This is a genomic window from Ignavigranum ruoffiae (assembly GCF_023195815.2).
Classification (GTDB): domain Bacteria; phylum Bacillota; class Bacilli; order Lactobacillales; family Aerococcaceae; genus Ignavigranum; species Ignavigranum ruoffiae.
In genome coordinates, this window is sequence record NZ_CP096206.2 from 726046 (window position 1) to 752770 (window position 26725).

Annotated in this window: 21 protein-coding genes, 1 riboswitch and 1 other annotated feature; of the genes, 19 read left to right on the forward strand and 2 right to left on the reverse strand. The window is 40.0% G+C overall.

Annotated features, from left to right (window positions below; all coding sequences use genetic code 11):
• The first annotated feature begins 51 nt into the window (after positions 1 to 51).
• A riboswitch (SMK box riboswitch) is annotated at positions 52 to 138 on the forward strand.
• Positions 136 to 1326 carry a methionine adenosyltransferase gene (gene metK, locus M0R79_RS03585; protein ID WP_248416404.1) on the forward strand — a complete coding sequence of 397 codons (1191 nt, stop codon included), beginning with the start codon at positions 136 to 138 and terminating at the stop codon, positions 1324 to 1326. (Overlaps the previous riboswitch by 3 nt.)
• On the opposite strand, the gene mnmM is transcribed toward metK, so the two are convergent.
• Positions 1323 to 1880, reverse strand: coding sequence for a tRNA 5-(aminomethyl)-2-thiouridylate-methyltransferase MnmM (gene mnmM / locus M0R79_RS03590; protein WP_248416402.1), 558 nt, complete (start codon positions 1878 to 1880; stop codon positions 1323 to 1325). The genes metK and mnmM overlap by 4 nt on opposite strands.
• Before the next feature lie 346 nt (positions 1881 to 2226).
• Here mnmM and M0R79_RS03595 point away from each other — a divergent pair, with 346 nt between their 5' ends.
• From M0R79_RS03595 to M0R79_RS03655, 13 genes are all read left to right on the forward strand, one after another.
• Complete coding sequence (locus M0R79_RS03595; RefSeq protein ID WP_259561059.1) at positions 2227 to 3588, forward strand: LysM peptidoglycan-binding domain-containing protein; 1362 nt, start codon at positions 2227 to 2229, stop codon at positions 3586 to 3588.
• A 1-nt stretch (position 3589) separates the two neighbouring features.
• Positions 3590 to 3794 (forward strand) — a binding site (T-box leader).
• Positions 3795 to 3865: 71 nt separating this feature from the next.
• A complete protein-coding gene (gene leuS, locus M0R79_RS03600) occupies positions 3866 to 6286 on the forward strand; it encodes a leucine--tRNA ligase (RefSeq protein ID WP_248416399.1) in 2421 nt (806 codons plus the stop codon).
• Between the two features lie 17 nt (positions 6287 to 6303).
• Complete coding sequence (locus M0R79_RS03605; protein WP_248416398.1) at positions 6304 to 9030, forward strand: putative polysaccharide biosynthesis protein; 2727 nt, start codon at positions 6304 to 6306, stop codon at positions 9028 to 9030.
• The gene (locus tag M0R79_RS03610; protein ID WP_248416396.1) at positions 9027 to 9755 is read left to right on the forward strand and encodes a pseudouridine synthase; all 729 of its coding nucleotides are present in this window, start codon (positions 9027 to 9029) and stop codon (positions 9753 to 9755) included. The genes M0R79_RS03605 and M0R79_RS03610 overlap by 4 nt, the downstream gene beginning before the upstream one ends.
• Before the next feature lie 13 nt (positions 9756 to 9768).
• Positions 9769 to 11193 carry a dipeptidase PepV gene (pepV, locus tag M0R79_RS03615; RefSeq protein WP_248416394.1) on the forward strand — a complete coding sequence of 475 codons (1425 nt, stop codon included), beginning with the start codon at positions 9769 to 9771 and terminating at the stop codon, positions 11191 to 11193.
• Positions 11177 to 11974 carry a TrmH family RNA methyltransferase gene (locus M0R79_RS03620; RefSeq protein WP_248416393.1) on the forward strand — a complete coding sequence of 266 codons (798 nt, stop codon included), beginning with the start codon at positions 11177 to 11179 and terminating at the stop codon, positions 11972 to 11974. The genes pepV and M0R79_RS03620 overlap by 17 nt, the downstream gene beginning before the upstream one ends.
• A gap of 329 nt (positions 11975 to 12303) precedes the next feature.
• Positions 12304 to 12846, forward strand: coding sequence for an HD domain-containing protein (locus tag M0R79_RS03625; RefSeq protein ID WP_143440715.1), 543 nt, complete (start codon positions 12304 to 12306; stop codon positions 12844 to 12846).
• A 299-nt stretch (positions 12847 to 13145) separates the two neighbouring features.
• Entirely contained in the window at positions 13146 to 14216 is a 1071-nt protein-coding gene (pheS, locus tag M0R79_RS03630) for a phenylalanine--tRNA ligase subunit alpha (protein WP_375163569.1), read from the forward strand.
• On the forward strand, positions 14216 to 16639 hold the full coding sequence (pheT, locus tag M0R79_RS03635; protein WP_248416391.1) for a phenylalanine--tRNA ligase subunit beta: 2424 nt from the start codon (positions 14216 to 14218) through the stop codon (positions 16637 to 16639). Before pheS ends, pheT begins: the two co-directional genes overlap by 1 nt.
• Before the next feature lie 337 nt (positions 16640 to 16976).
• Positions 16977 to 17354 (forward strand): GntR family transcriptional regulator, encoded by a 378-nt coding sequence (locus M0R79_RS03640; RefSeq protein WP_092570251.1) that lies wholly within the window; start codon positions 16977 to 16979, stop codon positions 17352 to 17354.
• Positions 17341 to 18024 carry an ABC transporter ATP-binding protein gene (locus tag M0R79_RS03645; protein ID WP_248416389.1) on the forward strand — a complete coding sequence of 228 codons (684 nt, stop codon included), beginning with the start codon at positions 17341 to 17343 and terminating at the stop codon, positions 18022 to 18024. The genes M0R79_RS03640 and M0R79_RS03645 overlap by 14 nt, the downstream gene beginning before the upstream one ends.
• A complete protein-coding gene (locus tag M0R79_RS03650) occupies positions 18025 to 18813 on the forward strand; it encodes a hypothetical protein (RefSeq protein ID WP_092570247.1) in 789 nt (262 codons plus the stop codon).
• 10 nt (positions 18814 to 18823) lie between these two features.
• The gene (locus M0R79_RS03655; protein ID WP_248416388.1) at positions 18824 to 20029 is read left to right on the forward strand and encodes a hypothetical protein; all 1206 of its coding nucleotides are present in this window, start codon (positions 18824 to 18826) and stop codon (positions 20027 to 20029) included.
• Here M0R79_RS03655 and rnhC read toward each other — a convergent pair.
• The gene (gene rnhC, locus M0R79_RS03660; RefSeq protein ID WP_248416386.1) at positions 20016 to 20945 is read right to left on the reverse strand and encodes a ribonuclease HIII; all 930 of its coding nucleotides are present in this window, start codon (positions 20943 to 20945) and stop codon (positions 20016 to 20018) included. The genes M0R79_RS03655 and rnhC overlap by 14 nt on opposite strands.
• Before the next feature lie 117 nt (positions 20946 to 21062).
• On the opposite strand from rnhC, the gene M0R79_RS03665 reads away from it, so the two are divergent.
• The 5 genes from M0R79_RS03665 to ald all read left to right on the forward strand — a co-directional run bounded on the left by M0R79_RS03665 (position 21063) and on the right by ald (position 26415).
• On the forward strand, positions 21063 to 21395 hold the full coding sequence (locus M0R79_RS03665) for a cell division protein ZapA (RefSeq protein ID WP_092570241.1): 333 nt from the start codon (positions 21063 to 21065) through the stop codon (positions 21393 to 21395).
• Between the two features lie 19 nt (positions 21396 to 21414).
• Positions 21415 to 21966, forward strand: coding sequence for a CvpA family protein (locus tag M0R79_RS03670; RefSeq protein ID WP_092570239.1), 552 nt, complete (start codon positions 21415 to 21417; stop codon positions 21964 to 21966).
• Positions 21967 to 22000: 34 nt separating this feature from the next.
• A complete protein-coding gene (locus M0R79_RS03675; protein ID WP_248416384.1) occupies positions 22001 to 24358 on the forward strand; it encodes an endonuclease MutS2 in 2358 nt (785 codons plus the stop codon).
• Between the two features lie 68 nt (positions 24359 to 24426).
• Positions 24427 to 24738 carry a thioredoxin gene (trxA, locus tag M0R79_RS03680; protein WP_092570235.1) on the forward strand — a complete coding sequence of 104 codons (312 nt, stop codon included), beginning with the start codon at positions 24427 to 24429 and terminating at the stop codon, positions 24736 to 24738.
• 567 nt (positions 24739 to 25305) lie between these two features.
• Positions 25306 to 26415 carry an alanine dehydrogenase gene (gene ald, locus M0R79_RS03685; protein ID WP_092570233.1) on the forward strand — a complete coding sequence of 370 codons (1110 nt, stop codon included), beginning with the start codon at positions 25306 to 25308 and terminating at the stop codon, positions 26413 to 26415.
• Positions 26416 to 26725: the final 310 nt, after the last annotated feature.

Genomic DNA, 26725 nt, shown 5'->3' on the forward strand with positions numbered 1-26725 from the left:
CTTTCGTTTAGAATTACTATTTCATTGTATTCTATAATAAGATATAATGAAGCTCGTTACAATAAAAATTCCCGAAAGGGTTCACAAATCAGTGAATATGCCTTGTAACCAATAAAGAAAATGGGGGAACGCTTAATGTATAAAAAATTAATAACTTCTGAATCTGTCACTGAAGGGCATCCCGATAAGATTGCCGATCAAATTAGTGACGCTATCCTAGATTCTATCATAATCCAAGACCCTAATGCACGTGTCGCAGTTGAAACAGCCGTTACGACGGGTCTAGTTTTTGTTTTTGGGGAAATTTCAACCAGTGCTTATGTCGATATTCAAAAGATTGTCCGTCAGAAAATTGCAGAAATTGGCTATACCGATCGTAAATATGGTTTTGATGCTGATAATGTAGCTGTCTTAGTAAGTTTAGATGAGCAATCAGCCGATATTGCTCAGGGTGTTGACCGAGCTCTTGAGAGTCGAGATCAAGTTGATAACTCTGCAGAGACCCTAGGTGCAGGTGACCAAGGGATTATGTTTGGTTTTGCTAGCCGAGAAACTGAAAGCTATATGCCTTTACCGATTGATTTAAGCCACCGTTTAGCCCGAAAACTCGCTGAAGTTCGTAAGATGGGACCTTTAACTTATTTAGGTCCTGATGGTAAGACTCAGGTTACCATTGAATATGATGAAGCAATGAATGTACGGCGGATTGACAATATTGTAGTTTCCAGTCAACATGCGGAAGAAATTAGTCAAGAACAACTGCATAAAGACATTTTCGAACATGTAATTAAACCAGTCTGTCCAGCCGAATGGTTAGACGAGCGAACTAAATATTTCATTAATCCAACTGGCAAATTTGTCATTGGAGGCCCGGTAGGTGACTCCGGCTTAACGGGTCGGAAGATTATTGTTGATACCTACGGTGGTATTGCCCATCATGGGGGTGGGGCATTGTCTGGGAAAGATGCGACCAAAGTAGACCGCTCAGCCTCATACATGGCTCGCTATGTAGCCAAGAATATTGTGGCCGCAGGTCTAGCTGATCGCTGTGAAATCTTGTTATCTTATGCGATTGGAGTGGCCCAGCCAACTTCAATTAATGTGAATACCTTTGAAACGGGTCATTATTCAGAAGCTAAGATTGAAGCAATGATTGAACGAGTTTTTGATTTGACCCCGCAGGGCATTATCGATCATTTACAATTAAGACGACCAATCTATAGTCAAACTGCTGCCTATGGTCATTTTGGTCGGACAGATCTTGATTTGCCTTGGGAACGACTCGATAAAGTGCAAGAAATTCAAAACTTTATGCAAAAAGCCTAACGTTTCTCAATCACTAAAGTAAATGGCGGATTATTTTTCTGATTGATAAAATTATATTGAAGAATACTATATTCCTCTTGGGACCAATCTTTGAGTACATCAAGGAGTTGGTCTCTTTCTATTTTTCCAGCTGGATGTCCAGAATACACGACGATAATAATCATGCCCTGTGGAACAAGCTGTCGGGAAATTTTCTCGATGGCCGTGATGGTTGAGGGATACTGGGTAGTAATTTGATGGTCGGCTCCTGGTAAATAGCCCAAGTTAAAGATGGCTCCATGGATGGGTAAATTTTCAGGAAGATATTGATCAACTTGTTCATGACTAGCCAGAAAAGCCTGGAAATTCTTAAATTGATTAAATTTCTCGAATGAATAGGCGAGGGCTGCTTCCTGAATATCAAAAGCAAACAGCTTTCCTTGAAAGTGAGCTTGTTGGAGTATAAATTGTGAATCGTGTCCTTTACCTAAGGTTGCGTCGATAAAGTTCCCTGCAGGAAACTTTTGGGTCAGTTGTTGTAATAGCTGATGACTATAATGAAGTGCATTTAACAAAACAAGGCCTCCTAATGTTACAAGTGAATTACATTTGTTAAGCTTTTAATAAATCAAACGCAAAACCACCTATACTTGTTTATTTAGTATTATAATAAAAATTGTGAGAAATTAAAATTTTGTTGGTAACGGAGGGACAATAGTGACGAGTAGACGAGAAATAATTTGCCAAAAGGCACAAAAAAACCGTCGGATAAAAAGCAGAAAACTTTTTAGTAAAGTTAATGTGAGTATGATGCTTTTATCAAGCGTGTTCGTACTGGAAAATGTTAAACCAACAAATACACTTCCTGTACTAACCAAAACGGTAGAAGCGAAAAATTCTCCAAGTCAATTTTTAGGTTTGGTGGCTGAATATGCGAAAGAAGTTGCTGCTAAAAATGACTTATATGCCTCAGTAATGATTGCCCAGGCAGCCTTGGAATCAGGCTGGGGAAATTCGACATTAGCGACAAACTATCACAATTTATTTGGGATTAAAGGATCTTATAATGGTCAATCAGCTCAAATGAATACCTTAGAAGATGATGGTAGTGGTAATTACTATGGAATTACTGATGGCTTTAGAGTTTATGACAATTATGGTCAATCATTAGCCGATTATGCGAGTGTATTAACTGGAGATAATAATCCTGATTCTTGGCGTTATAATTTCTATAAGGGTGCGCGAAAGAGTAATACCAGTTCATATACCGATGCTACAAGTTGGTTAACGGGTCGCTATGCTACCGATACTTCGTATGGTCAAAAATTAAACCAATTAATTGCGAATTATAATTTGACTCAATATGATGGCGGATATGCTCAAGCGGTTGAAACACAAGCAGCTACACCAAGTGACTCCACACAACAAGCTGTGGGTGCTGGTTCTTATCAAGTCAAGGCTGGTGATTCAGTCTGGGGCATTGCTCACCGTTATGGCATGACCATGGAAGCTTTACGAGCAGCTAATAACTTATCAGGTAACTTTATTTATCCGGGCCAAGTCTTAGCTGTTAGCGGAACAAGCATTGCAAGTCAACCAAGCCAAGCTGTAAACAATCAAACAGGTTCAGCTACCCTTGATAGCACGGAAGCAGCTGCTGGTTCTTATGTAGTTAAAGCTGGAGATTCAGTCTGGGGTATTGCCCATCGCTATGGTATATCTATGGAAGCTTTAACTTCAGCCAATGGAATTAGTAATAACTTTATCTATCCAGGTCAAGTTCTGCAAGTCAATGCTGGCCAAGTTCAAAAACAAACACCAAGTCAAGCGATTGATGCAACCAATGTGGCAGAAACTTCGACGGGTTCACTGTCAGGTTCATCTTATACCGTTAAAGCTGGAGATTCTGTTTGGGGCATTGCTCACCGCTTTGGCATTTCAATGGATAGTCTAGTAAGTGCCAATGGTATTGTTAATAATTTTATCTATCCAGGTCAAAGTTTAGCCATTAATGGCCAAGCTGTAGCAGCCCAAACAAATAATCAAACAGAAACAACACCTGCCGAACCTGTTGCTGAAACAGCTCAACCGGTTGAAACTACTGTGGCTGATAACGGCGTGGCTACTAGCGCTAGCTCACAAGGAACTTATGTTGTTCAACGTGGGGATTCATTATATGCGATTGCCCGAAAAAATGGTATTTCATTGGATGAATTAGTGACTTTAAACGGATTTTCCGGGTATGATCAATTGATTTTACCAGGTCAAGTTGTTTTAGTTTAAATTAAATAGTGTAAGGTTTGAAGTATTAGAAGTGTAATGATTTTAAGAGAGCTTACATTTGCTGCGAGTAAGTAATCATCGCTTTGAACTCGTCAAACAGACTTATTCTTCTGAACGATAGTAAGAAGAATCGTAAACTCTGCGTTAAAGATTTTAAGGGGATTTATCCCGAATAATAGGTGGTACCGCGTTAACTCGCCCTATATTATCTGCTAAAGCTAGATAATGTGGGGTTTTTTTGTATAATAAGAATTAGAATCATTAGGAGGAGCATTATATGACCTATCAACATCAATCCATTGAGAAAAAATGGCAAAAATATTGGCAAGACAACCATACTTTTAAGACACAAAATCGAGGAATAGATCATCCCAAATACTATGTTTTAGATATGTTTCCGTATCCATCAGGACAAGGATTACATGTGGGACATCCTGAAGGATACACAGCGACGGATGTGATGGCGCGGATGAAACGTGCGCAAGGTTATGATGTACTCCATCCAATGGGCTGGGATGCTTTTGGTTTGCCCGCTGAGCAATATGCTTTGGATACGGGTAATGACCCAGCTGAATTTACTCAAGATAATATTAAAAATTTCAAACGACAAATAAATTCGCTTGGATTTTCCTATGATTGGGATCGGGAAATTAATACCACAGATCCAGAATATTACCGTTGGACTCAGTGGATTTTTACTAAACTTTTTGAAATGGGCTTAGCATATGAAGATAACATTATGGTAAATTGGTGTGAAGCCCTAGGAACGGTCTTAGCAAATGAAGAAGTTATTGATGGTGTTTCAGAACGAGGAGGCTATCCAGTTGTACGCCGACCGATGAAACAATGGGTCTTAAAAATTACGGCCTATGCCGATCGCTTGTTAGAAGATTTAGACGAGATTGATTGGCCAGAGAATGTTAAAGATATGCAGCGAAACTGGATTGGCAAGTCCGAAGGGGCTTTAGTTAAATTTGCCGTAGATGGTTATGCAGAACTAGAATGCCAAGTCTTTACTACACGACCTGATACGCTTTTTGGTGTATCTTATATTGTCTTAGCACCGGAACATGAGCTTGTAGGTCAAATTGTTACGGATGAACAAAAAGCACAAGTAGAAGCCTATCAAGCCCAAGTTGCTAGTAAGTCTGACCTAGATCGGACCTCACTCGCTAAGGAAAAAACAGGGGTATTTACTGGAGCTTACGCCATTCATCCAGTGACCCAAGAGAAACTTCCCATTTGGATTGCCGATTATGTACTTGCTAGCTATGGAACCGGCATGGTGATGGCCGTACCTGCTCATGATCAAAGAGATTATGAATTTGCCCATCACTTTGAATTACCTCTGAAAGCTGTGATTGAAGGGGATATAAGTCAAGAGGCTTATATTGAAGATGGCATCCATATTCATTCGCAATTTTTAGATGGTCTAAATAATCAAGCAGCGAGTGAGAAAATGATCGCTTGGCTTGAAGAACATGATCGAGGTCAGCGAAAGGTTAATTACCGGCTTCGGGATTGGATTTTCTCTCGTCAACGTTATTGGGGAGAACCTATCCCAGTCATTCATTGGGAAGACGGTACAACGACGGCAGTTGCTGAAGCCGATTTACCAGTCGTTCTACCAAAAGCTGACAATATTAAACCGTCAGGAACTGGCGAATCGCCACTAGCTAATATTGAAGATTGGTTATATGTGACCAATCCTGAGACCGGAATGAAAGGTCGTCGAGAAACAAATACCATGCCACAATGGGCTGGCTCTTCTTGGTATTTCATTCGTTATATGGATCCTCATAATCAAGCGGAATTAGTATCGAAAGAAGCGATGGAAAAATGGCAAAATGTTGACTTATATATTGGTGGTGTAGAACATGCTGTGCTCCATTTACTCTATGCTCGCTTCTGGCATAAAGTTCTGTATGATTTGGGACTAGTTACGACTAAAGAACCTTTCCAAAAGCTATTTAACCAAGGAATGATTCTAGGCGAAAATAATGAGAAGATGTCAAAATCAAAAGGGAACGTGGTCAATCCGGATGATGTGGTTAAAGAATATGGGGCAGATACGCTTCGGGTATACGAGATGTTTATGGGGCCTCTGGATGCTTCGATTGCTTGGAGTGAGAATGGTCTAGAGGGTAGCCGGCGATTCCTTGACCGTGTCTGGCGCCTGATTATCGATGAAGAGAATAATCGCTTGCAAGCAAGTATCCAAGATGCAGCCAACCCTAATTTAGAGAAAATCTATCATCAAACTGTTAAGAAAGTCACCCAAGATTATGAAATCCTACATTTTAATACAGCAATTTCACAACTTATGATTTTCTTAAACCAAGCGAAGGATGAAGAAATTCTTCCACGAGAATATATTGAAGGTTTTGTTAAACTCTTAGCGCCAATTGCGCCTCATTTGATGGAAGAAATTTGGCAATATTTAGGTCATCAAGAATCTATCAGCCTAGCAGCTTGGCCAAGTTATGATGAAAGCTTAACATTAGAGAAAATGATTGAGATTGTGGTCCAAATTAATGGTAAAATAAAGGCAAAACTTCAAATAGAAAAAGATATGGCTAAAGATGCCTTAGAAGAGAAAGTACTGGCTCTAGATGAAGTCAAACAAGCTTGCCAAGACAAAGAAATTAAGAAAGTGATTGTGGTTCCAAATCGGTTAGTGAACATAGTGGTTAAATAATTTAAGGAGGTGTTTTCTTGAAGAGTCCTTTAAATGACAATGATCTGAATAATAAACTAAATCAAGACCATGATATGGATGCCAATGAGGAGTTAAGTCAGGTATCCTATCGACAAAAGAACAAGCAACCTTTAGATGATGATTATTTCACTTATCAAGAGCTTCATGATTTACAAGCGGCTAAACAAAAAGCTTCAGAGAATGAATTCCGCTATCATTCAATTAAAGATGATTTAATTCGACAACGACAAGAACAAAGTCGTGTTCATCGAAAAAGTAACTTATTAAGTGATCTTTTTCAAAAGAATTATGAGGAATACTACGATCTAAATAAATTAGAACCGATCCAATCCTACAATCAGTTTCCAGAAGAAGCAGAGAAGGAAGAGACCCCTGTTGCAGATAATTCCAATGAGGAGTTTGAACAAAACGCTGATCTGAATGAAAGTCAAGCTTCCGCGATTGAAGGATCACCAAGCGATGCAGAATCTTCGCCTGGAATATTTCAAGCTTTACGTCGTTCGATTAATCACTTACAAGCTTCAAGTGAACAAATCGTCCAACGGAAAGAAAAGAAGAAAAGCTTTCTAGATTCTATTGCCCAAGCAAAAATGAAAATTAAAAACTTCCGGCAAGATGCAACTGGACTGGATCAGCCATCATCAGCTGAATCCATGAAGCAGAATGATCAAGCTGAAATCCAGGATAAGAATCGCATAGCCACTCAAGAACTTGAAAAAGATCAAACGGTCTATTATGTTCGTGACCGAGAAAATATGGATCGTTCTGAACTTGCTGATAACGAAAACGAGTCGTTTGAGCGAGTAGATCCGATTGAGATTGAACCGACGCCTTCGACGCCGAATATCTCTGCTGAAAGTAGCGAAGAAGAACAAGCGATTGTGGCGACTGAACCGGAAGAAGAACAGACTGAAGAACCAAGCTTATCTGCTGACCAAAACCAGAATAACCTTGAAGAAGAAGTATTATCAGCAACCGCTGAATTCCAAGAACCGATTTTGACGGATACGGTCTTGAGTGATGTGACTGCTGAAGCAGATATTACGATTGAACAACAGATTCATGAAGAGAAAGATGAGATTGATCGTAGTGATAAACTGATTAAAAAAGATAATTTTGTTTCAGGGGCGGCCTGGCTATCGGTCGGTTACGTAATTTCCAGGGTGATAGGGGCCTTATATGTGATTCCTTGGGCGACTTGGTTTGGCGAAGGTTGGAAGCAAGCCAATACCCTTTATAGTGCCGGATATAAGCCTTATTCTTTATTCTTAGCGATTGGTACGGCTGGATTTCCTTCGGCAATTGCCAAACAAATGGCCTTGTATCATGCAAAACGTGAATATCGCGTGGCTGATCGACTCTTCAAGCATAGTTTAATGATTATGCTGGCCACGGGATTAATTTCTGGCTTAATCTTATTTATCCTAGCACCTTTCTTGGCTGAAATGTCACCTAATGTTAATAAAGAAGGGGCAGTCTTGGTTTTAAGATCTTTAGTCCCAGCCTTGCTTATTCTACCGATAATGAGTCTGTTTAGAGGGTATTTCCAAGGCTTTAATGACATGAAACCTTCGGCGGTCTCTCAATTACTTGAACAATTTGCCCGGGTCATTTATATGTTAGTGGCAACTTACGCGATTATGGTCGTGATGAAGGGCGAGGTGACGCCAGCGGTGGTACAGTCAACCTTTGCTGCCTTTATTGGTGCGCTTGTATCCTTGGTCTATTTAGTAATTATTTATCTTCGTCGTTTGCCTGATATTAAGCAATTGCTAGAACAATCCGAAGATAAGATTACTGTCGATTTTAAGGATAGTCTAAAAATTATGACCTTTGATTCCATTCCGTTTATCATTTTGGGATCAGGCATTATCATTATGCAATTAATTGATACCTATAGTTTCGGTAAAATTCTAGAAAAGAGCTCAATTCTATTGCTTACCGAAATCGATGAGTTATATGGCGTCATGAGTTTGGACGTCGATAAGCTGATCATGATTATTATTTCCTTATCAATTGCGCTCTCATCAGCCTTTGTTCCTTCCTTAACTGGGGTCTTCGCTCAGAAGAAATATCAAGAAACGGCCAAAATGGTCCAACATATTCTTTCTGTATTCTTTATGGTGATGATTCCATCTGCGATTGGTTTAATGGCCATTTCAGATAATATTTATCAATTATTCTACCCCTTAGGTAGTGAAATGGGGCCAGCACTCTTAATTACCGGTTCTTTTACGGCGATTATTCTAGGGTTATATACGGTCTTATCGACGATTCTACAATCGATGAACTTTAGACGCTTAGCAGTTCGTTTCTTAGTCGTCGGAATTATTGTTAAGATTCTCTTGCAATATCCATTGGTAGTCTTCTTCCAAGCTCATGGTGCTTTACTATCAACCATGTTTGCTTTGGCCATTTCTAGCTTATTGATGTGGATCAAACTCAACCGAGTTCTGAAATTTAACACTTATCAGTTAACCTTAGACTTCATCAAGATATTGGTACCGGCCATGTTGATGGGTGTTGCTGCCTTGATGTGGAATCGGGTCTTCAATCTTTTATTTGGACCTGTGGGACGTCTGCTAACCTTCTCCAAGGTCATGATGGTAGTCATTATCGCTGTCTTTATCTATCTCGTCTTGCTGGCCGTTCAGGGGATGCTATCCATTCTGATTGGTGATCGTTACCAAGCCTTACAAGAAAAGATTAGGATAAAACTATGAGATTAGATAAGGTGCTTGCCCATGCAGGTTTAGGAACACGGCGACAAGTCAAGAAGATGATTCAAGCAGGTAAAGTAGAAATAGACCAAGAGGTCATTAAAGATCCGGCTTTCCACTTAGATCCGAAATTGGTTGAGATTACCTGTGAAGGGCAGCCTGTTCACTATCAGCAATATTATTATCTGATGCTGAATAAACCTTCAGGAATTGTTTCAGCGACTGAGGACCATTATTTTGAAACCGTCATTGACTGGGTCGCTGCAGATTATGGTCATGTCGACCTATTTCCGGTCGGCCGTTTAGACCGGGATACCACGGGTTTATTGTTATTAACCAATCATGGTCAATTAGCCCATCAATTATTATCGCCCAAGCAAGAGATTGGTAAAGTCTATCGAGCTTGGGTCCAAGGCCGGGTTGAAGCGAATGTCATCACAGCCTTTGCAGATGGGATTGACTTAGGCGATTTTATCACTTTGCCGGCACAGCTATCGATGATCAATTATGATCCGGCACAAGATCGGACATATATTGAAGTTGAAATCTATGAAGGGAAATTCCATCAAGTCAAGCGTATGTTTTCAGCCTTTGATCATCAAGTTCTGACTTTGCAACGGATTCAAATGGGCCCGATAGTCTTAGACCCCAACTTAGCTTTAGGACAGTATCGTCCTTTAAAGCCTGAAGAAATGCAACAATTAAAGCCTTTTGGCTTAATAGAATAAAAGGAGTGGGAAAATGGAAAAAATTCATTGGTTAGACGAAGTGACTGCGAGAAAAGAGGATTTATTAGCCGATCTGTTTCGATTATTAAAGATTGAATCAGTTCGAGATGATGCTTTAGCGAGTGAAGAAGCTCCTGTGGGACCAGGACCTTTGAAAGCCTTGAATGAATTTATGCAGATGGCTGAGGAAGATGGATTTACGACCCAAAAATTTGGACCTTGGGCCGGACGCATCGAACTTGGTCAGGGAGATGAGTTAGTCGGAATATTAGGACATTTGGATGTTGTTCCTGCAGGTTCGGGCTGGCAAACTGATCCCTTCGATCCGGTAATCAAAGATGAACGAATCTATGCTCGTGGTTCAAGTGATGACAAGGGGCCAACCGTTGCCGCCTATTTCGCTTTGAAATTGCTACGTGAACTCGGGGTTGAATTTAATAAACGCATTCACCTAATCGTTGGAACTGATGAAGAAAGTGGCTGGCAATGTATGGATTATTACTTTAAACATGCTGAAATGCCAGACTTAGGATTCTCACCCGATGCTGATTTCCCAATTATCAATGGAGAGAAAGGAAATGTTTCGGCTCTATTCTCTTCTAAAAATACTGAAGAACAATCTGGCCAACTAGAATTAGTCAATTGGCAAGCTGGTTTAAGACCGAACATGGTGCCTGAATCGGCCCAAGCTCAAGTTAAACTAGTTGATGCTAACTTATCTGCAGAGACTTTGGCGAATGCCTTTAATCATTACCTTGAGCAGCATCAATTTAAGGGTCAAATAGATATCAAAGATCAAATCGCTGATTTAACCTTAGTTGGAAAATCCGCACATGGATCTACTCCAGAAAAAGGGATCAACGCAGCGACTCATTTGGCCAAGTTCTTAGCTGACTATGCTTGGACGCGTCTAGATGCCCAACAAATGATTCAATTATTAAGTCAAGAATTATTTGAAGGCTTTGATGCGAGCAAAGTGGGCGTAGCCCACCATCATCCGGTAATGGGCGATGTTTCAATGAATGTCGGCATTGTTAATTTCAACCTGGATGATGGCGTATCAATGAATGTGAATTTCCGCTTCCCTGAAGGTACAGATCCAGAAAATATGCTAGCACAAATGAAAAATCAATTGACGGAATATACGGCATTAAGTTTTGAAATGGGTGCCCATAAAGAACCTCACTATGTGCCAGCGGATGATCCGCTTGTAGCCACTTTACTAGACGTATATCATCGCCAAACCGGCTTACCAGCTCATGAACAAACGATTGGTGGCGGCACTTATGGTCGTCTAATGCCTCGCGGTGTTGCCTACGGAGCCCTATTCCCTGATTCGATCGACACCATGCATCAGGCTAATGAATTCCTCGCGGTTAAAGACTTGTTAAGAGCAACGGCTATTTATGCTGAAGCGATTTATGAACTTACAAGATAGCATGAAAGTCATCCAATCCAAGCAGAATCCTCAAGTCAAACAATGGAAAAAATTGCATACCGCAAAAGGTCGTAAACAGACCCAGACTTATTTGATTGAAGGATTTCATTTGGTAGAAGAAGCCATCCAAGCGGGTTGTCAGTTGCAAACGTTGATGGTCACCGACCCTAATTTTCTTGAGCCGAGCTGGCAAGATCGTTGTCCAGCTATTGAAATTAGTCCAGAGATTGCTAAAGAAATCAGTCAGACGGAACAAAACCAGGGCATTTTTGCAGTAATTAAAAATAACCATGATTCTGTGAATCTTGAAACTTTAATCAATCAAGGGAGTCGCTTCCTAATTTTAGATAATATCCAAGATCCAGGAAATTTAGGAACCATGATTCGAACTGCGGATGCTGCGAATTATTCAGCGGTTTTTATGAGTCCGCAAACGGTGGACATCTATAATGACAAGGTTATTCGGGCGACCCAGGGTTCTCTCTGGCATCTTCCTTGTATTAGCTATCCTTTAGCTGATTTAATCCCAAAATTACAAGCCGCAGCGATTAAGGTTTATAGTTCAGCACTTGATCAGACATCGCTAGATTATCGGCAAATATCTCGAGATCAAGACCTAGCTTATGTGATTGGCAATGAAGGTCAGGGAGTTTCGCCAGAAATCCAAGCCTTAAGTGATGGGCTTGTCCATATCCCGATGCCGGGTCAAGCTGAATCTTTGAATGCAGCAGTGGCAGCCAGCATTTTAATGTTTTATTCTTTGCCTGATACTGAAGCCTAATTAGGGTAAAGAGATTGTTCGATGTCCATCAGATTCAGTCAAAAGAAAATTTTTATTGAAAAATAAAGTTCAAAAATATTTATGTATCCATAGCAAAATGACCGCATTGAGGTTCATAAATCTTGCTATTTTAAATTAAAAGCTCCCTCTTAAGTAGCTTGCTAACATTGATTTCAAGCTACTTCATGGGGACTTTTTTTGGTTAACGTACGCAGGATTGGCAGATTTACACAATTTTTACAATAAATTAACCAATCCTTCATGAATAATTTACATTGGTTCTCTATAATAGCTGTGGTATTGAGAAATAGTGTATTGGAGGATTGTTGATGACTTTAAATTGGCAAGCAGATCGTGAATATATGTCCATTGTAGAAGAAATCATGAATCTAGAAGAAGTTAAAGGTCTAGAGAAGTATGTCCATCATCGTTTTACCAATCGGTTGGCTCATTCAATTTCAGTATCTTATCGCTCATTTCGTTGGGCGCGACGTCTAGGTTTAAATCGACGGTCGATTGCTCGAGCAGGCTTGTTGCATGATTTATTTTTCTATGAAAGTCATGAGAAATCAACCGTAGGTGGTAAAGGGCACAATTATGAGCATCCACGGATTGCTTTGGCCAATGCGATCAAGTTGGTAGAATTATCAGATATGGAACAAGATATTATTTTGAAACATATGTTTGGGGCGACCTTAGATTTACCACGTTATGCTGAAAGCTGGGTTGTCACCTTAATGGATAAAGAAGCTGCGATTAGTGAATTGTATCATGGTTATCTTTCCGTCTTCGTGAATGAATGGCGGCAAGCTGCGGATACTTATCGATCATTAATTAAACCAGCTTTTCGGTTTTCTAATTCCTTGAAATAAATAACTGATTGACCCATGAGCTAAATCTCGCTATACTATAGGTAATAAAGGCCTTGACGAAATCCGTTGAAACGCTAAGCACAGGGAGATTTAGCATGACTGAAACTAGATCAGTAAGTCGTTATCAACCTTCAATTTCCGAGCTGATCTGTTAAGACATCTGTTGAAAAGGATCCCGTTATCCCGGTTAAAGATTTAAGAGTTTGAATTTTTAGGTAATAAAGATTTAAAAATAAGGGTGGTACCACGGTAGCGCGTCCCTTTCGGGGGATGGGCTTTTTTTTATTTTATTCAAGGAGATGATTGTGATGAAAGAGATTAACGAGTTAATTCATGCGATGGAAGAGTTACTAAAACAAGCCTTAAACGACATTGAGCAAGCAGATTCAAGTGATGCGTTAAAACAGATTCGGGTGAAATATACGGGTAAGAAAGGAAGTTTAAATCAATTTACCCGACAAATGGGACAGCTGTCTGCTGAGGAAAAACCGCAACTCGGCCAAGCGATTTCTCATTTCCAAAAGGATTTCAATCAAGCCTTTGCCGAAGCCAGTGCAGCCATTCAGGCTGAAGAAATGGCTCAAGCCTTAGCCAGAGAAGCTATCGATGTTACTCTACCAGGTAAACGTAGAAAATATGGCACTCGTCATATCTTGACCCAAACGCGACAAGAAATTGAGGATTTCTTCTTAGGTATGGGTTATCAAGTCATCGAAGGGCCAGAAGTCGAATTAGATGCTTATAACTTCGAACGTATGAATTTGCCTAAAGATCATCCAGCTCGCGATATGCAGGATACATTTTATATTGATGAAGAAGTCTTGTTAAGGACCCATACATCGCCAGTTCAAGCACGGACTTTAGAAATTCATGATTTCTCTAAAGGACCATTGAAGATGATTTCTCCAGGTAAGGTATTTCGACGCGATGATGATGATGCGACGCATTCTCATCAATTCCAACAAATTGAAGGCTTAGTGGTCGATCAAGGAATTACTATGGCTGATTTATCTGGTACCTTACTAGCCTTTTCAAAACAAATGTTTGGCGAGGATACTGAAATCCGCCTACGTCCTTCTTATTTCCCCTTTACTGAGCCTTCTGTAGAAGTTGACGTGACTTGTTTCAAGTGTCATGGTCAAGGCTGTGCTATGTGTAAAAAGAGTGGTTGGATTGAGATCCTCGGTGCCGGCTTGGTACTTCCCAATGTCTTACGGATGTCAGGCATAGATCCAAGTATTTATTCTGGATTTGCATTTGGTTTGGGGATTGAACGGGTGGCTATGTTAAGAAATAATATTGATGATATTCGCCACTTCTATCAAAATGATATTCGTTTTCTTCAACAGTATAAGGGAGGCGCTTATTAATGAACTTATCTTTAGAATGGTTAGCAGAATATTTAGATTTAACCGGTGTGTCAGCAGTAGAATTAGCTGAACAAATGTCACGTACAGGGATTGAAATTGAGTCAATTCACAATTATGGCGATAGTCTAGATCAATTGAAAGTTGGCTTGGTATTAGATTGTCAACCCCATCCCGACAGTGATCACTTAAAGATTACACAAGTAGATGTTGGTCAATCAAAGCCTTTGCAGATAGTCTGTGGAGCACCTAATATTGGTCAAGGTCAGAAAGTCATCGTCGCTGTACCTGGCGCTAAGCTACCTGGCGGCATTAAGATTCAATCCACAGAATTAAGAGGAGTTGCTTCCCAAGGGATGATTTGTTCCCTACAAGAGTTAGGTTTTGCCGATAGCGTAGTGCCTAAGAAATATGCTCAAGGAATTTATCTGCTTCCCGAAGAAGCTGAAGTAGGTCAAGACATCGTTGAATTATTTGCTTTAGATGATCCGATCTTAGAATTAGATCTGACCCCCAATCGAGCCGATGCTTTAAGCATGCATGGTTTAATTTATGAAGTGGCAGCTATTTTGAAACAAGACGTTAATTTGTCTGCCATGCAGCAAGGTCTCCCTGAAACCGAAGAAAAACCATTGCAAGAGACAGTGATTAAGCTGGCAGATTCGAACCTAGCGCCAATTTTCTCGCTAAGACATATTTCTGATGTGACCGTTAAGGAAAGTCCTTTGAAGATTCAAATTCGCTTGATGAAAATGGGGATACGGCCGCTAAATAATATTGTCGATCTGACCAATTATGTCATGTTATTGCTGGGGCAACCCTTGCATGCTTATGATTATGAGAAATTGCCAGGCAAAGATATTACCGTACGTCTGGCCAAGCCAGATGAACAGCTAAAGACGTTAGATGGTGAAGCTCGGCAACTTACTGATCAAGATATCGTAATTAGTTCAAATAACCAAGCAATCGGCCTAGCAGGGGTAATGGGCGGTTTTGATACGGAAGTAACGGAGTCAACACGTGAAATTCTCTTAGAATCGGCCATGTTTATGGCGACGCCAATTCGTAGAACGGCTAATAAATATCATCTACGTTCACAAGCCAGTCTACGAAATGAGAAAGGTTTGGATCCTAATCGGGTCCTAGTTGCCAGTCAATTAGCGGGTCAGCTGATTGGTCAGTATGCCGAAGCCAACCCAGTTCAATCAGTCAGCCAGCTTGAACATATCGATCAAACAGAACATCAAGTTACTATTCCTTATCAGGATATTATTAGAAAAATTGGCATTGATCTAAGTCGTGAAGCCTTGAAAGAAATTTTCGATCGCCTTCATTTTGAAGTGAGTTATGGAGAAGCTGATTTTACGGTTCGGATTCCAAGTCGGCGAGGAGACTTACATATCGATGCTGATATTTTCGAAGAAATTGCTCGAATATATGGTTATGATCGGATTCCTTCCCGTCTACCGGCTAGCAAGGGGCAACCGGGAGCCTTAACCACCAATCAGAAATTTAATCGCAGAAGTCAGGATATTCTGGAGGGATTCGGACTAAATCAAGTCATTTCTTATATCTTAACCTCCGAGGACAAGGCCAAGCTATATCAACCCGTAGCTCAACCACTTGTTCATTTGGCCTTGCCAATGAGTTCGGATCGAACAACCTTAAGACAAAGTATGTTTCCTGCTTTGCTTGAAGTCACTCAATATAATCTAGCTCGACAAGCCAAAGATATTGCTATTTATGAGATGGGACGGGTCTTTATTCATCAAGGCCGTCACCAACAACCGTTAGAGCAAGAACGTTTAGCCATCATGGTTTCCGGTCAGGAACAAGCTAAAACTTGGTATGGTTCTGAAAATACTTATGATTTTTATGTTTTAAAAGGTATGGTTGAAACCTATTTTGCTCAATTTAATCTTCTTGAACGAATTGAATTTGTGCCATCCGACCAAATTCCGGTCATGCATCCAGGTCAAACGGCCAGTATCTTGTTGGATGGGCAAGGAATCGGCTTTATGGGTCGGGTTCATCCTAATATTTGTGATCAATACGATTTAGCCAAAGCGACCTATTTCATGGAAGTAGATTTGGAAGCAATCCAAAAGACGGAACGGACCATGAAGAAAACACTGGCCTTAGCCAAATATCCGGCCAGCACACGAGACATTGCTATGGTCCTACCACAAAACGTTCAACATGGTCGAATTGTTAAGTTACTCGAAAGCCATGGTGGAAGTTATTTAAAAGAGGTCGAGTTATTTGACCAATATATTGGCGAACAAATTGATGCGGATAAGCAATCATTAGCTTATCATCTGACCTTTCAAAATCCAGAGGCTACGATTCGTGATGAAGAGATTAATTTGGCTATGGACAAGATTTATCAAGCGTTAGTCACGATTGATGGCTTAGAAATTCGTTAAGACAAGCGAGTGTTAAATGAGCTATTCCGTTCAGTGGATAGACTAAAGTGTTAATCTAAATGATGATGATCAGCTATGGGCACCATTTATATTTCTAATTGAATAGATGCATGAATAGCTTAGCTAATTGAGACCGTTGGTACAATCATGGATGGATAGTCATCTGTGATTTTACTGAGGGTCTCTTTGCGTATTGTATTTGTATATTTGATCTATATTTTTATGCTACGGGTGAGGAAATTCTGTTAAATTTTATTTTGTGATTGATTTTATCTGTATTAATTGTATAATACAAGTGAGATGTATTACATAGGTAATACAAAAGAGGAGGGTGCCTATGAAATTTGATGCGCAGATACCAATCTATCAACAACTGATCCACCAATTTAAACTAGCTTTTGTTCGTGGAGCCTACCAACCTGGAGCGTCACTTCCTTCTCGGCGAGAGATTGCTCAACAACTCAAGATTAATCCCAATACCGTTCAAAAAGCTTTTAAAGAAATGGAAGAGCAGGCATTGATCGTCACTCAAGCTAATGTTCCAAGTCAGTTAACCACGGACCCAGAAAGGTTGGCCCAGTTACGGGAGGAAATGGTCGGCCAAGCAGTCAGTCAGTTTGTTAAGGAAATTCGTGCCATGCACATTTCACGTCAAGAAGCGATTGAATATTTGAATAAAGCAGAATGGAGTGAGTCAGTAGATGATCAAGATTAATCAAGTAAGTTATGCTTATGCCAAAAAGCAAGTGCTCAATAATATTTCTTTTGAAATCCCTCGGGGTGAAATTACCTGCTTAGTGGGGTTAAATGGCTCAGGCAAGACGACCCTGATGAATTTAATCATGCGTTTATTACCTTGGCAGAGTGGGGACATTACCATCGATGGGAAAGTGATTTGCCCGGATAGTTTGGATCGCTTATCCTATGTGCCCGATCAAATTATTGTCTTAAATTCGATGACCGTCCAAGAAAGTTTGGCGATGATGCAACGCTACTATTCCACATATAATCCACGTCGGGCTAGTGAATTATTAGAATTCTTTCGTTTGAAGCGAGAAGACAAGATTGGCAGTCTTTCCAAAGGGAATGTAGCTAAGATGAATCTTTTATTAGGTTTGACCCTCGATACCGATTATTTAATCATGGATGAACCCTTTTCTGGGATCGATGCTTTAGCCCGCGAACAAATTCTTCAAGTCTTCACCTCAAATTTGATGGAACAGCGGGGGGTCTTAATTTCAACGCATGAAGTGAATGAAATTGAAAGTTTAATTGATAATGTGGTAATTCTTAAAGATGGAGAAATCGTTGAGAATTTCAAAGCAGAGGAGCGCCGAGAAGAACAAGGGCAATCTATTCTTGATGTGATGCGGGAGGTGTATTAAATGAAGAAATTTTGGAATCTTTTTGTAGATGAAATGAATCGGAGTAAACATTTCTTCGTGAGTTTTGTGATGATTTTATTAATCGCTGAGGGGCTAAGTTTTGTCCGCATGATCAAATTTCAAGGAGTATTTCAGCCTCAGAAAGATTTTGGTTTAGAAAATCTATTTGCTGAGAACAATCTTTTTTGGATGATTGTGGCCGTCGGTTTAGCGGTTACCATTCTATATGTTCATTATATTTGGTTTCGTGAGTGGCATTTACAGGGGCGATTTATCTATCGATTATTGAGCCTGCCAGGTTCTCGTTTAGCCATTTCCTGGGCTAAATGGTCCGCCAGCATGTTAATGTCCTTAACGATGATTGTGATTCAATGGTTGGTTTTCATCATTGTGGATCAACTTTGTCAAGCGCTGTTTGATAACTACATCAGTATGGGATGGCGATTAGAACTCTTAAATCTGACCCCCTTAAATGTACTGATTCCTTTAAATTTGAAGGGATTTGCCTTTATCGCTTTACTCATCTCACTAGTTATTTTGATTTCTAGTAATCTTCAAATTTTATTTAATAGTCTGAAACAACAATCAATGAAACGAAGTATCAGCCTGACAGGGATTTATTTGATTCTTTCCATTTTATTAATCGTTTTTGCGATTTGGTTGGATTCAGTTGTATTTCATTTAACGGATCGGGAAACTTTCGTCTGGCTGATTTGGCAACTCTTATTTATCAATCTCTTGCAAGGCTTATGGATGTCCTTTATCAGTCAACGAGTTATCAGCATATAAGGAGGCGCTTATGAAACGTCAAGGATATACCCTCAGTTTAATCATTTTGGCTAGTCTTGGTTTTATTATCTTAATGATGCCTTATCATGTTCCGGTGAAATTCAAGCAAATTGAAGCAAGTGGCGATTCTAGCTTGCTGGATCAGGTACTGTTACGGACTTCCGTCCTCGAGGAAAAGCCAACCGAAGACAAAGATGCCATTGAATTGGATTTTGTTATCGACCAGGGACGGGTTGAACAAGCAGTCGATAATCCAATGATTATGAAACTCGACCGCTATGTCTGGGAGAAAAAACTCAAAAAAATCGCTCCGAATAAACGGAGCAAACAAGATTCTTTAACAAAAGTGGCTGAGAATAAAGGTAAAGAAATCTGGATTCCCCTTCATTTAGCTTATTGGTTGAATGTCGAGCAGACTTTCAATTATGCCATCTTCGACCAAGCTTCCCAGAGCTTTACCGATAAAGCATACTCGCTCGAACCTGGAGACTACGACTATAAATTTCTCGGATTTGTCCGTCATGAACAAGTGATCAATATATTAATAGAAAGAATAGCACCGGATAATGCAGGGATATATCAAGCAGCCGGCGATTGGCTGCTATTGACCTTAGATGTCGAAGCCGGGGAAGTCAGTAAAGTCGCAGAAATTTCTCGACCTCAACAGAATCTTTACCTAGAGTATAGTCGGCCGATGATGGGCATTTATCCGGAATATATGGTTCTTTCGGCCTATCAGGATGGATCAACGAATCCAGAAACAGTTAGTTATCATTCAATCCAGCCCAATTACGAGTTATATAATTATCAAGGGGAAAAAGAAGTCGATTTACCCGACGAAGGATTTATCGATCAATCGACTAAACATTATTGGGTCCACGAAGGCCATGTTTATCTATACGAGTCAGCAGAAATTCCTCAAGAATCCCTGTCTTGGCAAGGTCAAATGCCAGCGATGGGTAAAGGAATTCTTTCCAGCTTTAACTTGAAAAATAAAAAATTAGAAAAAATAAAAGAATTTGGTGAGGATTATCAATCAGTATGTTTAGCTGCGGGCAAGATTTATTTAGCACAACAAATCTCAGCGACAGAATATCAATTAGAAGTCTTCGATCCAGTTACTGAACAAGTGGTCTACCATTCAAGATGGCAGGTGGAGAGTGTCGATCCCACCCGATCATTTGTCTTTCTCGATTTATCGGTTAGCGAGTATTAGGATTTAAGATTTTTTGTGTGTTTTTGAAATGTAACTTTGCGGTATTTTTTAGAACTTCAGGGCCCCATTGAGCGACCAATTGTCGGCCAAAATTGTCAACTTGTAGACCCGCACCGGAAGGCAGTTTAGTGTGATAAGCTTGCCCCAAATCCTGTAAGGATTGCAAGAAAGCGGCTCGAGCAAGGATCGAGGCACTGGCGACAGATAGATGAATTGATTCTGATCTAACTTTAAAGTGGAGACCTTGCTTCAGCGGGGTCTCTTCTTTATTTAAATATTTATAGTAATTAGCCGGAGAGGTAAATTGATCAATCAGGATGCCTTGGAGAAGCGACTTTTCTTTAGGATTGAGCTTGTTCAATAGGTCTAAGAGGACTTGGTTGTGAAGGTGGACCTTAAGACTGACTGCATTATAGGGCCCAATTAATCGATTATATTCGCTAGGATTACAAACCCGTAGGCTATGTTTGAATTCAGACCGGATAATCTGACTCAGTTTAATTATCTGCTGATCGTTCAAGTGTTTTGAATCTTTAATACCTAAAGTCTGAGCATATTTAATCTGATCAGCTGTTAAGAACACCGCAGCCACTGTTAGGGCACCGAAATAGGATCCATTACCTACCTCATCCGAACCCATCAATACACTGGTAGAGTGGATTGAACTTTTCCGAGGTTTATTTTTTTCTTTACTAGGACTTTGCCAGGTGGAGGACTTGCTTTGCCAAGGATTAGCATGGTCTTGGGCGAGCTTTCCTTGAAATACGACCTTACCAGAATGATAGGCAGTAATCGTAAGTTGAGGTATTTGCAAGCGATAATGAGCATAGGGAACGGCGCTAATTTTTGCCTGAGGGTATAAGGCTTTAAGCGTTTGAATTTGCTGAGCAGTTAAAGTTAGTGTCACTGTATTCATAGAAAATTCCTTTCATCTTCACTTATTATCTATTATACTTAATCAATGATAAATGTTAAAATATGAATTAAGCATCTATACCATCGGAGTATATAATATAGTGAAAGGGAATGTCGCATGCAAAGTAAACGAAGAGTGAAAGTGACGATTGAAGGTCGCGATTATACGATTATTGGTCGCCAGTCAGCTCAGCACATTGAAGCCGTCGTAGAAATTGTAAATTCCCAATTAAAGCAACTGAGTCAATTAGATCGTCGTTTATCTTCTCAAGATAAGGCTTTATTAATGGCAGTGAATGCAGTGTCTGATCAGCTTATTAAAGAACAAAAAATAATGGAATTGGAACATGCCTTAGCCGAATATAGTGATATGAATTCTGTAGGACATGAACCAAATCCGACGAAAGAAAGTCAGAAATTTGATCGAACGATTCCTTTTCATCATGGATAGTTCGTTTTGAGGTGGAAGTATGTTTACAATTATTGTTTTAATTATTTTATTACTTGGTTTCTATCAAGGTTACCGTCAAGGCCTGGCCATGCAGTTAATTCGCTTGCTGGGTTATTTAATCAGTTTTTTTGTGGCCAGTCGTTATTATGAGGCCATTTCAAAATGGGCCGAAATGTTGATTCCTTTTCCAGCGATTCAGCCAGATACCGAATTTACCTTATATAATGAAGCAACTAGCTTCCTGATTAATGATGCCTTCTATCGGGTGGTTTCATTTATTTTCATTTTAGTCATTGGCTATATTGTGACTCGAATTGTTTCCGTCTTCTTCAGTCGGGTGCAATATTATAACTTACTCGATTCGGCCAACGGGATTGCTGGTGGTATTGTCAATTTATTAATTACTTATATCATGGTATTTTTACTCTTATTTGTCTTATCTTTATTGCCCATTGAATGGATTCAACAACAATTTGTGAATAATCCTTTATTATATTGGATTGTTTCCCAGACGCCAATCTTATCGGATTTGGCGGCCAATGCTTGGCTGAATGCAAACCCATTTAGCTAATGGGATTTATTAAATAATAAGAAAGGAGTAGACATTGAACACCCCAAAAATATACCAGACTTTAGAATTCGCTCGGATTCAAGAGAAAGTGAGTCAATATGCACAAACGCCTATGGGCAAAGAGCATATTAGCGCAATGAAGATGTCTGATGATGTAAACCAACTGGAACAATGGCAGGCCGAAACAGCGGAAGCTTTAGATTTAATTCTGCAAGACAAATCGATGCCGATTGGGCGAATTGATAACCTAACTGCTGCTTTGAAGCGTTTAGAACTCGGTGCGAGCTTAAATGGTCCAGAATTTGCTCAGATTGGGAGATTGTTAAAAACGGTTCTCGACTTAGGCAATTTCTTTAAGCAATTAGCTGCTGAAGAAGTTATGATCGAAGCCTTGCAATTCTGGGCGGATCAATTGATTCTACAGCCTAAATTGTTGCAACAAATTAATCTAATTGTGGATGAGTCGGGGAATATATTATCCACAGCTTCCAGTGAGTTAGCTCGAATCCGGCGTCGCCAAAATCAGTTAGAAAGTCAGATTCGCCAACAGCTGAATCAATTACTCAAGTCCAAGGCTAATTATCTGTCGGATGCTTTGATTACCATTCGAAATAATCGTTATGTGGTTCCTGTTAAGGCCGAATATCGTAATCAGTTTGGTGGCACGATCCATGACCAATCTTCTACGGGTCAGACTTTATATATTGAACCCCAAGCCGTCGTTCAATTAAATAACCAATTGACCGATTTGCAAAGTGCTGAGCGTAAAGAAATTGAACGCATTCTTGAAGAAAATACTCAAGCCTTGATGCCTTATTCCCAAGATATTAGGGATAATCAAACTTGTTTGGGTCAATTAGATTTCATTCAGGCTCGCGCTTTTTATGCTCGTGAGATAAAGGGTGTGCGACCTATTTTTTCAAAGGAACAGCATGTCGCCTTGTGGCAGGCTCGTCATCCCTTAATTGCTGAGGATAAGATTGTGGCTAATGATATTATTCTGGGTCAACATTATCGGGCTTTAATTATTACAGGGCCGAATACCGGTGGGAAAACAATCTTACTCAAGACACTTGGCTTAATTCAGATGATGGGCCAAGTAGGTTTACATATTCCCTGTGATTCTGGGAGCCAATTAGCTTTGTTTGACCAAATTTTTGCGGATATTGGTGATGAACAATCGATTGAACAAAGTTTGTCTACATTCTCGGGTCATATGACCAATATTGTGTCGATTCTCGAACAAATGACCGCAGATTCACTGGTCCTCTTCGATGAACTAGGTTCAGGGACCGATCCGCAAGAGGGGGCTAGTTTAGCGATGGCCATCTTGGATCATTTACGGCAACATCGGGTCATGGTGATGGCGACGACTCACTATCCAGAATTAAAAGTTTATGCCCATCAAGCAGCAGATACAGTAAATGCTAGTATGGAATTTGATAGTGATAGTTTATCGCCTACTTATCGCTTGTTAATCGGTATTCCCGGACGGTCTAATGCCCTAGAGATTTCCAAACGGCTGGGTCTACCTGCTTCGATCCTGCAATATGCTCAATCGGGAATCTCCCAAGCTGATCAATCGGTTAACGAGATGATTTCTCAGCTAGAACGAGAACATCGTCTGGCCGAACAAGATCATCATCAAAGTCAACAAATTTTGGCTGAAGCCGAGAAGATTCATGCTGATTTAATGACAGAATATCAACGGTTCATGAATCAAAAAAATGAGCTCATAGAGAAGACGAAGCGCCAAGCGAATGCTCAAGTTGAAGAGAAGAAGGCTGAAGCTGAGAAGATTATTCAAGAAATTCGTGATCTTCAATTAGAGCAAGGTCAGGATAAGACAATCAAAGAACATGTCCTCATTGATAAGAAAGGACGTTTTGACCAATTAAAACAACCCGAACTCTTAAAGAAAAATCGGGTCTTGAAGAAGGCCAAGCGGGCTAAGAAGCTGAAGGTTGGCGATGATGTCGAAGTACTTTCATATGGTCAGCGAGGAACGATTATTGAAGTCTTGGACCATAAAGAGTATGTGGTTCAAATGGGTATTCTAAAAATGAAAATTCCTGCCGATGAATTGCAACCACTCAATAAAATTGAACCTAAAGTGACAGTCAATGTTCAACGACAGGCTGGCAGTAAGGTTCAAACACAATTGGATTTAAGAGGCCAACGATTTGATGCAGCGATGGAGAATACTAAGAAATATTTAGACCAGGCACTCTTATCCCACCATCCGATGGTAACTATTGTCCATGGGAAAGGGACTGGAGCGCTGCGACAAGGTATCCAAGATTTACTCAAACGTCATCCCCAAGTTGACCGTTTTGAATATGCTCCGGCCAATGCTGGAGGAAGTGGAGCAACTGTGGTATATTTTAAATAGAAGCAAATTCGATGACAGTTAAGAAGCAATGTGTTAAGATAACTTCACTTTGAGAGGAGAGAAATAAAATGGTATTAGATATTACAGATAAAGATTTTGAAAATAAAACAGCAGAAGGTGTTGTACTGGTTGACTTTTGGGCTCCTTGGTGTGGTCCTTGTCGGATGCAATCCCCTGTAGTCGATGAATTGGCTCAAGAATTGGATGGCCAAGTGGAATTTTTCAAAATGAATGTCGATGAACAGACAGAAGTAGCTCGTTCTTTTGGGATTATGTCAATTCCGACTTTAATCGTTAAAAAAGACGGTCAAGTTGTTGAAAAATTAGTGGGCTTCCACGATAAAAATCGTTTATCAGAAATTTTGAAACAATATATGTAGACATTCCTAAATCGGAATGGTGAGGTTCTTCAGCAATTTAAACCAAAGACTCAGTGAAGTTGATTAAAGAGTTAGAAGTTCAAAAACTCTATTTACATTTGATGATTAAACCTAGGCATGTTGCCTAGGTTTTTTGTTTTGAGCTGAGAGATTGGTCATGGAGATAGTAATAAAGTTGGTTAATTACAATAGATATTTATGCAAGTGGACCTTGCTGGTTACTTTCAAAAAATAATAGCTCCCAAATAAAAGATAAATAAATCTGTGTAATTGGCGAGTGACCGTTCTTTAAAGTTTTGCTTTTCCGGACTCAATCCACTAGACACTTTCTAAGTGACACGTCGCTAAGTTTTGTGAGTTGCTCGGATGTTCATATGACTTACACTCCTTGTGATTGGCCTGAACTTGAGAAACTTAGTCGATAATGGTTGCACTATAAAATTTATACTGCAAAAAATTAAAATAGTGAAAATATTTCAGCAGAAATGACTCGATTTGATCGGTTTTGTATGATAGCATAATAATAGCTAAATTATAAAACAATGAGAATGGAAAGAGGCAAAACTAATGATTATTGGAGTACCTGAAGAAATCAAAGATAATGAAAAACGTGTCGGTTTAGTCCCAGCGAACGTCCAACCTTTAGTAGATGCTGGACATCGGGTCTTAATTCAAGCCGGGGCCGGTGTGGGCTCAGGGTTTCCTGATCAAGATTATATTGATTTTGGGGCTGAAATTTGTCCGGTGGACCAAGTTTGGCAAGAAGCTGAGATGATTGTCAAAGTAAAAGAGCCGCTTGAAAGTGAATACAAATATTTCCGTCCTGGCTTAATCATTTTGACTTACTTGCATTTAGCAGCCAATGAGCCTTTGGTTGAAGCGATGATTGAACATAAGGTCATCGGCATTGCCTATGAAACGATGGTTGAGAATGGTAAGTTGCCATTACTTCAGCCTATGTCAGAGATCGCTGGTCGTTTCGCGATTCAAGCAGGGGCTTTTTATCTAGAACAGCAGAATGGTGGAAAAGGGAAGTTATTAGCCGGGGTTCCTGGAGTAGCTCGAGGTAAGGTTGTTGTAATTGGTGGAGGGAATGTTGGCGAAAGTGCCGCTAAAATTGCCTTGGGGATGGGAGCAGAAGTCAAAATTTTTGACATCAATACCCAGCGTTTGGCTGAATTAGAGAATATATTTAATAATCGCGTTCAAACTTTAGTTTCTTCACCCGTGTATATTGCGGAAGCCGTAGCTGAAGCGGATTTAGTCATTGGTTGTGTCCTAGTAGCAGGTCGCCGGGCTCCGGTTCTAGTGAGTGAAGATATGGTTAAAACTATGGAACCAGGATCAGTGATTATCGATATTGCCATTGACCAAGGAGGGAATATCGAGACCTCGACCCATCCAACCACACTATCTGATCCAATTTACAAGGTGCACGATGTGATTCATTATACGGTAGCGAATGTCCCAGGCGCTGTGCCACAAACCGCCTCACAGGCTTTAACCAATGCTTCGGCTCGTTTTGTCACCATGATTGCCAATCAGGGACTTGAACAAGCGATTCAAAACAGTGAGACCGTGGCCTTAGGGGTGAATATTTATCAAGGTTATTTAACTCATGAAGGGGTCGCTGAAACGAGTCAATTCCCTTATACTGACCTTAAATCATTATTGTAATCAGTACACATTAACCATGAATGACGGATACTATAGAAAAGGGTTCGAGTTCATTTCTTGGCAAAATTTCTTTTTGCCAAGAATGTGGATTCGGGCTTTTATATTTTTCAAGGAAGTTAGCTTATTTCATTGATCCTTAGATAAATAAGAATGTTATGAATCTTTACTATGAAGATGAGACACGCTTATAAATCTGATTAGAAGTAGTGGATTCTCCTAGCAAGCGCCTCGATAAGAGTATATAATGAATTTTGATAGCGCTTATATTGGGCGTTTTTGTCAAAATCTTTTGTTGAAATGAGGAATAAGT